9 protein-coding genes are annotated in these 10,153 nt (G+C 69.9%); 5 read left to right on the top strand and 4 right to left on the bottom strand.

Annotated features, from left to right (window positions below):
- The first annotated feature begins 12 nt into the window (after window positions 1-12).
- The 5 genes from MZC64_RS28450 (at window position 13) to MZC64_RS28430 (ending at window position 5,280) form a co-directional block, all read left to right on the top strand.
- Window positions 13-1,413: a glycosyltransferase gene (locus tag MZC64_RS28450; RefSeq protein ID WP_247761690.1), complete on the top strand. Its 1,401-nt coding sequence runs from the start codon at window positions 13-15 to the stop codon at window positions 1,411-1,413.
- Window positions 1,410-2,468: a DegT/DnrJ/EryC1/StrS aminotransferase family protein gene (locus tag MZC64_RS28445; protein WP_247761691.1), complete on the top strand. Its 1,059-nt coding sequence runs from the start codon at window positions 1,410-1,412 to the stop codon at window positions 2,466-2,468. Before MZC64_RS28450 ends, MZC64_RS28445 begins: the two co-directional genes overlap by 4 nt.
- Before the next feature lie 222 nt (window positions 2,469-2,690).
- Window positions 2,691-2,879: a hypothetical protein gene (locus MZC64_RS28440; RefSeq protein ID WP_247761692.1), complete on the top strand. Its 189-nt coding sequence runs from the start codon at window positions 2,691-2,693 to the stop codon at window positions 2,877-2,879.
- Window positions 2,876-4,027, top strand: coding sequence for a methyltransferase domain-containing protein (locus MZC64_RS28435; protein WP_247761693.1), 1,152 nt, complete (start codon window positions 2,876-2,878; stop codon window positions 4,025-4,027). The genes MZC64_RS28440 and MZC64_RS28435 overlap by 4 nt, the downstream gene beginning before the upstream one ends.
- A gap of 86 nt (window positions 4,028-4,113) precedes the next feature.
- Window positions 4,114-5,280: a serine hydrolase domain-containing protein gene (locus MZC64_RS28430; RefSeq protein ID WP_247761694.1), complete on the top strand. Its 1,167-nt coding sequence runs from the start codon at window positions 4,114-4,116 to the stop codon at window positions 5,278-5,280.
- Here the strand turns inward: MZC64_RS28430 and MZC64_RS28425 are convergent.
- The 4 genes from MZC64_RS28425 to MZC64_RS28400 form a co-directional block, all read right to left on the bottom strand.
- The gene (locus MZC64_RS28425) at window positions 5,228-6,280 is read right to left on the bottom strand and encodes a BTAD domain-containing putative transcriptional regulator (RefSeq protein WP_247761695.1); all 1,053 of its coding nucleotides are present in this window, start codon (window positions 6,278-6,280) and stop codon (window positions 5,228-5,230) included. The genes MZC64_RS28430 and MZC64_RS28425 overlap by 53 nt on opposite strands.
- Window positions 6,281-6,369: 89 nt before the next feature.
- The gene (locus MZC64_RS48095; RefSeq protein ID WP_308301081.1) at window positions 6,370-8,568 is read right to left on the bottom strand and encodes a tetratricopeptide repeat protein; all 2,199 of its coding nucleotides are present in this window, start codon (window positions 8,566-8,568) and stop codon (window positions 6,370-6,372) included.
- 9 nt (window positions 8,569-8,577) lie between these two features.
- Window positions 8,578-9,390 carry a cytochrome c biogenesis CcdA family protein gene (locus MZC64_RS28405; protein ID WP_247761697.1) on the bottom strand — a complete coding sequence of 271 codons (813 nt, stop codon included), beginning with the start codon at window positions 9,388-9,390 and terminating at the stop codon, window positions 8,578-8,580.
- On the bottom strand, window positions 9,387-10,091 hold the full coding sequence (locus MZC64_RS28400; protein ID WP_247761698.1) for a thioredoxin domain-containing protein: 705 nt from the start codon (window positions 10,089-10,091) through the stop codon (window positions 9,387-9,389). The genes MZC64_RS28405 and MZC64_RS28400 overlap by 4 nt, the downstream gene beginning before the upstream one ends.
- Between the last annotated feature and the right edge of the window lie 62 nt (window positions 10,092-10,153).

Here is a 10,153-nt window from a genome sequence, read left to right as displayed (position 1 = left end):
CACCCTGTTCGCATGGCAGAGGTCGCTGACCGAACGCGTAAGCCCATCATGCTGGTCAGCCTGCCGGCGGCCGGCCTGGCCAACCCGATGCTGGTGCTGGCAGGCGAGCTGGCCCGCCGCGGTGTGCAGGACGTGATCTTCGCCAGCGACGAGGTCCGGCGGGCCGACGTCGAGGCGCTGACCGCCGCCAGCAAGATCGAGTTCGTCTCGCTCGGCGAGCAGGTCCCGGAACTTTCTCCCACCACGTGGGACGAACCAACCTATCGGTCGGTAACCCAGCGCTCGCGTTTCGGCGCCTTCCGCGCGCTGCTGCGGCACAACATGAAGCCCGAAATCACCGTCGACAAGCACAAGCAGCTCGAAGCCGCGGTCGAGGCGCACCAGCCCGCGCTGATGGTGATCGACGTGATGTGCAGGCACGCGCTGGACATCGCCATCACCAAGGGCATCCCGTACGTGCTGAGCTGCCCGTTCGTGGCCAGCAACATCGTCAGCCGGACCACCCCGTTCGGCCCGAGCTACACCCCCGACGACTTCCCGACCCCTCGGTCGGCCCTGCCGTACCCGATGTCGGCAGGCCAGAAGCTGCGCAACAAGCTCTTCCAGCTGCGCACCCTGGCCCTGTTCCTCACCCCGAGCATGGGCAAACGGGTGCAGGCCGCGGCCAAGATCGGCCAAGAATTGGGAGTTTCCGCCGAGGCACGCAAGCCCCTGGCCGGGTTCGAACGGGCGGAGAAGGTGCTCTGCTACTCCCTGCCCGACCTGGACTACCCCTTCGACGTGCCCGAGAAGTTCAGCTTCGTCGGCGCCATGGTGCCACCCCTCCCCCAGGCTCCTGCAGACGAACTGACCGACTGGTTGGACGGGCACCAGAACGTCGTATACATGGGTTTCGGCACGATCACCCGGCTCACCAAGAGCGATGTGGCCGCGCTGGTCGAGGTCGCCCGCCGGGTCGAGGGCAAGGCACACGTGCTGTGGTCGCTGCCCAAGTCCCAGCAACCACTCCTGCCCGCCGATCTGCCCGCCAACCTGCGCGTGGAGGGCTGGGTGCCCTCGCAGCTGGACGTGCTGGCGCACCCCAATGTGCGGGTCTTCGTCAACCACGGCGGCGGCAACGCCTTCCACGAGAGCGTCTACTTCGGCAAGCCGCAGGTGGTGCGGCCGCTGTGGGTGGACTGCTACGACCAGGCGGTCCGGGTGCAGAGCATGGGCCTGGGCCTGACTGTGGACCGGCCGGCCGAGATCAACGCCGACGACCTGACCGGCAAGCTGCTCCCGGTGCTGGGCCAGAAGACCTACGCCGAAGCCTCCCAGCGATTCGCCGCTGCGATGACCAAGGCCGGCGGGCGCACCGCCGCCGCGGATCTGCTCCTGTCCCTCCCGCAACTCACCGAGACGAGCAACTCATGAGCTACCGGTACCCCGTCTCCATGCCGACCCTGGCCGGTCGCGAACTCGAGTACGTCACGGCCGGTATCCAGCAGGGCTGGATCTCCTCGCTCGGCCCGCACGTGCGCAAGTTCGAGGAGGCTTTCGCCAACTACAACCAGATGTCGCACGGCGTGGCCTGTTCCTCCGGCACCGCCGCGCTGACCCTGGCCATGCGCGCCATCGGCGTCGGCCCGGGTGATGAGGTGATCGTCCCCGAGTTCACCATGATCGCCTCGGCCTGGTCGGTCACCTACACCGGCGCCACCCCCGTCTTCGTCGACTGCGGCGACGACCTCAACATCGACGTCAGCAAGATCGAAGAGAAAATCACCCCACGCACCAAGGCAATCATGCCGGTGCACATCTACGGCCGCCGCTGCGACATGGACCCCATCATGGAGCTGGCGCACGAGTACAACCTCAAGGTGGTCGAGGACTCGGCCGAGTCCCACGGCGTCCGCCCGGTCGCGCACATCGCCGCGTTCTCGTTGTACGCCAACAAAATCATCACCTCCGGCGAGGGCGGCGTCTGCGTCACCAACGACCCCGTCCTGGACGCCCAGATGCGCCACCTGCGCGGCATGGCCTTCTCCCCCGACCACAGCTTCCTGCACCGCAAGCTCGGCTACAACTTCCGCATGACCGACATGCAGGCCGCGGTCGCCCTCGCCCAGACCGAACAGCTGGACGAGTTCCTGGCCGCCCGCAAGGAGATCGAGCGCCGCTACGACGAGGGCCTGGCCGACATCAAGGGCATCACGGTGATGCCGCCGCGGGATGTGCTGTGGATGTACGACGTCCTGGCGGAGGACCGCGAGGCGCTGCGGGCGCACCTGAAGACGGAGGGCATTGAGACCCGCCGGTTCTTCAAGCCGATGAGCCAGCAGCCGGGGTACTTCGACGCGTCGTGGACGAGTTTGAACGCGGCTCGGTTCGCGGCTTCCGGATTTTATCTGCCGACGTATGTGGGGCTGACGGCGGAGGACCAGGAGTACATCGTGGCCAAGGTGCGGGACTTCTACCGCGGCCGGTGACCTGATCGGTTCCCGAACCCGGGCGGCACCCCACGGCACTGGGGTGTCGCCCGGGTTTTTCGCATTCACCAACCGGCTACACACAGTGTCGAATCGAGTACGATAGGTCATCGGAGCAGGCTGGGCACGGCCGACCAGGCGCCGACCACCAGCCACACCACAGGAACTGGGCAGACTGATGACCGCGCGCCTCGAGTCAACCGGTACACCGGCTTCGAGGAGATGTTCGACCACGAGCACATCGCCTCGATCAACCCGCTCGCGACGCGCGAGGAACAGCTGGCTGACATCCGCCAGATCTACCCACCCGAACGCGAGGCCCTGGGGGTGGTCGCGATCGGCATCGAACTCGTCGGCCCACCCCTGCCAAACCCACTCGCCGATCTGCTCTCCCAAGGACGTCCCGCATGACCGAGGACTGGACCACCCGTGCCCGGCAGCTCGCCGACCAGCTCACCGCGGACGGCGTACTGCACGACCAGCGGTGGCACCGGGCGCTCACGGCCGTGCCCCGGCACCGGCTGGCCCCGCGCATCTATCAGCAGACCGGCACCGCGTGGCAGCTCATCGACGGCGACGATCCCGCGCAACGCGAACAGTGGCTCGCCGCCGTCTACGCCAACACCGGCCTGGTGACCGCGCTCGCGGAGGAGAACGGCCAGCAGGTGACCCGCTCGTCCACCACCACGCCGAGCCTGATGATCCGCATGCTGGAGGCGTTGGACCTCGACGGCGGCCACCGGGTGCTGGAGATCGGCACCGGCACCGGCTACAACGCGGCCCTGCTCGCGCACGCGCTGGGCGCCGCCAACGTCTACTCCGTGGATGTGGACCGGGACCTCGTGGATCTCGCCCGGGACCGGCTTGCCGCGCTGGGAATCCGGCCGACGCTGCTCACCGCCGATGGCGCGGCGGGCCTACCGGAGCACGGCCCGTACGACCGGATCATCGCCACGTGCGCATTGCCCACCGTCCCGTGGAGCTGGGCTGGGCAACTGCACGTCGGCGGCATCGCGCTAGTCGATGTCAAACCGCTGGTCAACGCGGGGAACCTGGTGCGGCTGCACCGGAAACCGGATCGGCTCGAAGGGCGATTCCTGCCGAAGTGGGCGACCTTCATGCCCATGCGGTCAGCCCAGTTCCCGCTCGATGCGGCCGCCGCGGGATACGACCACCGCGTCGGCAGGCTCTCCGCGACCAGTCTGCCCGCCTCCCCGTTCGACAACCTGGTCGCCTGGTTCCTCGCCCACTTCCACCTGCCCGCCGGTATCTGGTCCGGTCTGCGGCTGGACCAGGGCACCGGTGAGCCCGTCGCGCACTTCCTCACGGCCACCGACGGATCTTGGTACGATGTCGAACTGGCGGCCGAGGATGGCTACCGCAAGGTCCGCCAAGGCGGTGCGCAGCAGCTGTGGAGTCACCTGGAGACCGCGCTGCTCAGCTGGCGGGAGCTGGGCCGGCCGGGCTGGGAACGGTTCGGCATGACCGTGACCCCGGACGCGACCTGGATCTGGCTCGACCATCCGGCCCACCGAATCGGCGAGCTGAGCCACCGATAGGCACGCCACCAGCGATCTCATCCGGATTTCAGCGCTCGCTGGCACGCTCCGCCCGTAGGACGAAGGCTACGGAGGAGGAGTACTTCGTGATCAGACACAGTGGGCGCCGGTCGCTGGCTGTCGCCCTGGTGGCCGGGCTGGCGCTGGTCGCCTCGGGCGGCGCCGCGCAGGCCGCCGGTGATCACGCCGACACCCAGGCGGCGCTCGACGGCTATCAGTCGCATGCCGGGCCGGGGGCGGCGGTGTACGCGGGGAACGCGGCCGGGTCGTGGCATCTGACCGCGGGTAGTGCGTCGATCAGCGCTGCGCGGCCGATCAAGTCGGATGAGCACTTCCGGATCGCCAGTCAGACCAAGACTTTCACCGCCGCGGTGGTCATGCAGTTGGTCGATGAGGGCAAGGTGGTGCTGGACGCGCCGATCGAGCGTTACCTGCCCGGTTTGGTGCAGGGCAACGGTTATGACGGGAATCGGATCACTGTTCGGCAGATTTTGCAGCATACGGCGGGGATTCCGGATCTGAACGTGCTGGACTTCGCGCCGAAGGTGGCGGGGCTGCTCAAGCCGGATGGCAGTGTGGAGCCGCGCAGTCTGGTCAAGCTCGCGTTGCAGACCTATCCGCCGGCGTCCGCGCCCGGGGCCCAGGTGCTCTACAGCAATCTGGGGTACATGGTGAATGGGTTGCTGGTCGAGCAGGTGACCGGGGTTTCCATGCGGGAGGCGGTCACCAGCCGGATCATCAACCGGCTGGGGCTGACCCGGACCGTCTACTCGGCGGCGGGCGATCGGACGTTGCCCGCGCCGTTCATCCCCGGCTACCGGGGAGTGCGGTTCGGGCCGGTGCAGTTCTGGACCGAGACCACCACGATGCCGGTGGGGGCCGAGCCTTCGCTGTCCAGTTCCGCGGGCGCGATGGTGTCCAGCTTGGCGGACATGACCAGGTTCTTCCGGGCGTTGCTGGCCGGGCAGGTCGTCTCGCCTGCCGCGCTGACCGAGATGCGCAAGATCGCGACCATCGCCAACCCCGCTGATCCGCGCTGGCTGGGGGTGGGGCTCGGGTTGCAGCTGATCTCGTTGTCCTGCGGCGGACAGGCGTGGTTCCACAACGGGTACGGCTTCTCCGGCTACACCTCGATCACCGCGGCGACCGAGGACGGGCGGTACGCCTCGATGATGACCAACGCCTGGGAGTTCACCTCGATCAAGCCCACGCCGGTGGACGTGATCGAGTCCGCGCTCTGCGGCAGCAGGTAACGCCGCAGGTGGTGGCGGGGTCCTCGCGCTGCTCTGCCACCACGCCGCGGTGCACCGCCGCCCGGATCCGGTGCAGCTCCGGCCCTGGGCGGGCGTCCAGGTCGGTGGCGAGCCGGACGTGGAACCGGTCGAAGACGGACAGGGCGTCGGCGGGGCGGCCGCTGGCCGCGAGGGCCTGCATGAGCAGGGCGGCCAGGGGTTCGTGGTGGGGGTGCACCGCGGTCAGGGACCACAGGTCGTCGAGTACCTCGTGGCCGAGGTGGAGTTGGCAGCGGGCTTTGGCCATGGACAGGGTGAGGCGGCGGTCGGTGAGGCGGAGGCGTTCGGTTTCGGCGAAGGGGCCGGGCAGGCCGGGCAAGGGGTTGCCGCGGAACAGGTTCAGGGCTCGTTGGTACGCGCGGGCCGCGGTGGGCAGGTCGCCGGTGTGCTCGGCGGACTCGGCCTGGGTGGTCAGCTCGGTGAGGGTAGTCAGGTCGAGGTCTGCTTCGGAGCTGGGCAGGCGGTAGCCGCGGCGGTTGTGTTCGATGACGGGGTTTGCGTTGTGGCGCAGGGCTTTGCGGAGTTTGTAGACATAGACCTGGATCACGTTGGCTAGGGGTGGTTCCAGGCCCCAGACCCGGTCGCGCAGCTCGGACTGGCTGACGGTGGTGTCGGGGCGCAGGACCAGGGCGGCGAGCAGGCTTTGCTGGCGGATTGGGCCCAGGTCAAGGGATTGGGCGCCGCGCCAGGCGCGCAGGGGGCCGAGGACGGAGATCCGCAGGCGGGCTTCGGGGGCCGGGGTGGGTTGGGGGGTGGTGATGCCGTGGTCGAAGGCGTAGACGATGAGGGCGGCTCGGTCGCGGAGGTGGAGTTTGGTCTGGAGGTGCTGGATGTGGCCGGCCACCGCGTCCTCGGTGAGGGCCAGCTCGGTGCCGATCTCGGCGTTGGTCCGGCCGCGGCCGACCGCGTGCAGCAGCCGGTGTTCGGTGCCGGTGAGCTGGTCTGTTGTGGTGGCTGGCACTGCGGCTCCTCGGTTCCTGGGCGGACCCGCTGAGCGTGCTGGCCGGGGCGAGGGGCGGACCAGGGCGGCAATCGGCCATTTGTGGCCGGTTACTTCGCCAGGGTGGCCAGCTGCTGCCGGATGCGGTCGGCGTCGGGGCTGCGGCCCTGTTGCCGGTACAGCCGCAGGGCCTGCCGCCAGCAGTCACCGGCCTGGTCGTCCGCGCCGAGGGAGTGCTGGGCGGCGGCCAGTTTGGCCAGGGTGTTGGCCTCCTCGTAGGTGTTGCCGAGGTCGCGGAAGACAGTGAGGGCCTGCTGGTAGTAGTCGCGGGCGTCGGGGTGCCTGCCGGTGTGGTGGGCGATGTAGCCGAGGCTGTCCAGGGTGTAGCCCAGGGCGTCCAGGGTCGCGGTGCCGTCCTGGTGGCCGCGGTGCAGGGTCAGCGCGGTCTCGCAGTGCACGCGGGCCTGCTCGTACTCGCCGAGCAGGGCGTGGTACCAGCCGACCGCGTTGAGCGCCTGGGCTTCCCGCCGGGTCAGGGTGAGTTTCCGGTACAGGTGCAGGGCTTGGGTGGCGTGGTCGAGCGCGACCTGGTTGTCCCCTTGGCGTTCGCTGGCCCAGGCGAGGGTGTGCTGGGTGTGGGCCTGGGCGAGCAGGTCGCCGGTGTGTTCGGCCAGGTCCAGGGCTTGGCGGAGGTGCCGCACGGCTTCGTCGTGGTGGCCGAGGCGGGCGTGGGCGTGGCCGAGCAGCCGGTGGGCCCGCGATCGGGCGGCGGGCTCGTTGAGGGCTTCGGCGGCGGTCAGGCCCGCTTGCCACACCGTGAGTGCGCCGTGCAGCTGGCCGCGCCGCCGGTGGAAGACGTCCAGGGCGCAGGCCAGTTGCCAGACCTGGCGGTGCAGGCCGTGGGTGCTGGCCAGCTGGTGGATCGCGGCCAGGTTGGCCTGTTCGGCGTCGAACCAGGCGGCGGGGTTGACGGGCGAGCGGCCGGTGGCGGTGGGTTCGAGGGGGAACGGTTCGCGGTGGGGTTCCAGGAGGCGGTCGGCGGCGTGCGCGGTGTGCAGGTAGTACTCGACCAGGCGGGTCAGCGCGGGCTGCCGGTCCGGGTCGGTGGCCACGGCGGTGGCGGCGTAGCTGCGGACCAGGTCGTGGAAGCGGTAGCGGCCGGACACGCACTGCTGCAACAAATGCGCGTCGACAAGGTCCTCCAGCAGCCGTTCGGTGGCGTGCGAGGCGCGGCAGGCGAGTGCGGCGGCGGCCTGCGCGTCGAAGTCCGGTCCGGGATGCAGGCCCAGCAATCGGAACAAGCGCTGCTGTTCGGGCGTGAGGTGTTGGTAGGACAGGGAAAACGCGGCGGCCACGCTGCGATCGCCGGTGCTCAGGTCGGTCAGGCCGTCGCGCAGCCGCCCGGCCAGATAGGCCACTGTCCACACTGGACGGCTGCGCAACCGGGCGGCGGCAATGCGGATGGCCAGTGGCAGATAGCCGCACAGCCGGACCAGTTCGGCGACGGATTCCTGTTGTCCGGCAACCCGTTCCGCCCCGGCAACACTGGCGAACAACTCGATCGCCTCCGCCTCGGGCAGCACGTCCAGGGACAGCACCTGCGCGCCGTCCAGATCGGCCAGGCTGCCGCGGCTGGTCACCAGGGCCAGACAGCCGGCCGAGCCCGGTAGCAGCGGGCGGACCTGGGCCGCACCGGCGGCGTTGTCCAGTAGCACCAGCACTTTCCGCTCGGCCAGCTCGGCCCGCCACAGTGCGGACCGCTCAGCGAGCCCGGCCGGAATCCGGTCCCCTGGCACGCCCAGCGCCCGCAGCAACACCTCCAGCGCCGCAACGGGATCAGTGGCCTGCTCGGCGCTGGCGTGTCCGTGCAGGTCGAGGAACAATCGGCCGTCGGGATAGCGGTCGGCCAGCCGGTGCGCGAGGTGCACGGCGAGGGTGGTCTTGCCCACGCCCGCCATCCCGTCGATGGCCTCGATCACCACCGCCCTGCCGTCGCCCACGGCCAGCAGCCGGTCGATTTCCGCGGTCCGGCCGGTGAAATCGGCGAGGTCGCCGGGCAGGTCGTCCCGACCGACCGGTTGGGCCGGGTCGTCCACGGCGGCGGCCAGCAACCGGCCGCGTTCCTGCGGATCCAGTTCGAGGGCGTCGGCCAGTCGCCGGGCGGTGGACGGGCGTGGGTCGCCGCGGGTGCCGGTCTCCAGGCCGCCGATGGTGCGCACGCCGACGCCGGACCGTTCCGCCAGCTGTTCCTGGGTCAGCCCGGCCAGCGTCCTGGCCTGCCGCAACGCCAAGCCGAACCGACCGATCACCGGTCGAGGTTAGCGCGCCCGGATCCGCCGCCACAGCACTGCCAGCACCAGCACTGCCACCGGCAGGACCAGCAGCAGATCGGGCACCCGGGCGCTGATTCCGCTGAGCCAGACCTGCAGCGAGAACTGGCTGTCCACGTCGGCGAGTCCGCCCAGGTTGGCGGTGCCGTCGGTGAGCAGGAACAGCACGCCGATGCCGATGAACAGCGCTCCGGACAGCAGGCTGGTGCTGTGCGTTGACCAGGATCCGATGGTGATCGTCCGGCCGCGCAGCCAGCCGCGGTTGCCCAGGTCGAACCGGTCCCACAGCAGTGCGAGCAGGAACAGCGGCGCGGCCATGCCGAAGGCGTAGACGGCCATCAGCAGGCCGCCGTAGACCGGGTCGCCGCCGGCCGCGGACACGGTGAGCACCGCGCCGAGCAGCGGTCCGGCGCAGAACCCGGCCAGCCCGTACACCGCGCCGAGCGCGAACACCGAGGCGGTGGAGGAGATCCGGATCCGGGCCGCCGCGCGTTGCGCCGCGCCGACGGCGAAACCCTTGCCCAGGATGGTGATCACGCCCAACACCACCAGCACGATCCCGCCGACCAGGGTGACGGTGTCGCGGTAGCGGGTGACCAGCGAGCCGATCGCGCCGACCCCGGCACCCAGGGGCACCAGCACCAGCGCGAGCCCGGCGTAGAACACCGCGGTGCGGCCGAGCAACGCGGCGGTGCGGTCGAAGGCGTAGGCGAAAAACGACGGCAGCAGCAACGCCGAACAGGGGCTGACCAGCGACAACACCCCGCCAAACAGCGCGCCGAGCAGGCCGATGTCGGTCACGACCGGGACTTCGCCGCGTCGATGATCTCCTGGAACCGCTGCACCGGCTGGGCGCCGACGATCGGGCGGCCGTTGATCATGAACGCGGGGGTGCCGGTGAAGCCGAGGGACTGGGCCTCGGCAGCGTCCCGGCCGATCTGCTCGTCAAAGGCGGTGCCACCCAGGTCCGTGGCGAAACGGCCCAGATCGGGCACGCCCGCCTTGCGCGCGAACTCGCGCAGCACCTCCGGGGTCAGGTCGGGATGGCCCTTGGCCGGGGCCTCGGCGTACACCGCGTGGTTGAACGCCCAGAACTTGCCCTGTGCCGCGGCCGCCCGCCCGGCCCTGGCCGCCAGCATGGATGGTTCGCCGAAGATCGGCAGATCCCGCCACTCGATGCGCAGCGTCCCGTCCCCGACGTACTGCTTGACCAGCGCGGGCTCGTGCTCGCGGCTGAACTTGGCGCAGAACGGGCAGCGGTAGTCGGAGTAGATGACCAGCACCACCGGCGCGCCGACCTCGCCCTGGGCGAGTGGATCACCCGAGGTCCGGCGGGCGAGGTTGGCGAGTGGGCTGGTCGTGCTCTGACCCGCCGTGGAGGTGGCGGCCGGGCTTGAGGTCTCCCCCGCCGGGCGCACGATGAGGTACACCACCAGGCCGATCGCGGCCACCGCGACCACGATGGCCAGCCAGCCATCCCGTCCTACCGGGTTCCGCCGCATGCTCGTCCGCACCGTCCTTCCGGGACACATACTACTAACCTACTTAGTAGCTTAGTAGTTCG

Source organism: Crossiella sp. S99.2 (genome assembly GCF_023094165.1).
GTDB lineage: Bacteria > Actinomycetota > Actinomycetes > Mycobacteriales > Pseudonocardiaceae > Crossiella.
This window is presented reverse-complemented; position numbering and strand designations above follow the sequence as displayed.

Coding starts and splice junctions, on each gene's coding strand:
- MZC64_RS28450 (WP_247761690.1), top strand. CDS start 13: ATGGCAGAGGTCGCTGACCGAACGCGTAAGCCCATCATGCTGGTCAGC.
- MZC64_RS28445 (WP_247761691.1), top strand. CDS start 1,410: ATGAGCTACCGGTACCCCGTCTCCATGCCGACCCTGGCCGGTCGCGAA.
- MZC64_RS28440 (WP_247761692.1), top strand. CDS start 2,691: ATGTTCGACCACGAGCACATCGCCTCGATCAACCCGCTCGCGACGCGC.
- MZC64_RS28435 (WP_247761693.1), top strand. CDS start 2,876: ATGACCGAGGACTGGACCACCCGTGCCCGGCAGCTCGCCGACCAGCTC.
- MZC64_RS28400 (WP_247761698.1), bottom strand. CDS start 10,091: ATGCGGCGGAACCCGGTAGGACGGGATGGCTGGCTGGCCATCGTGGTC.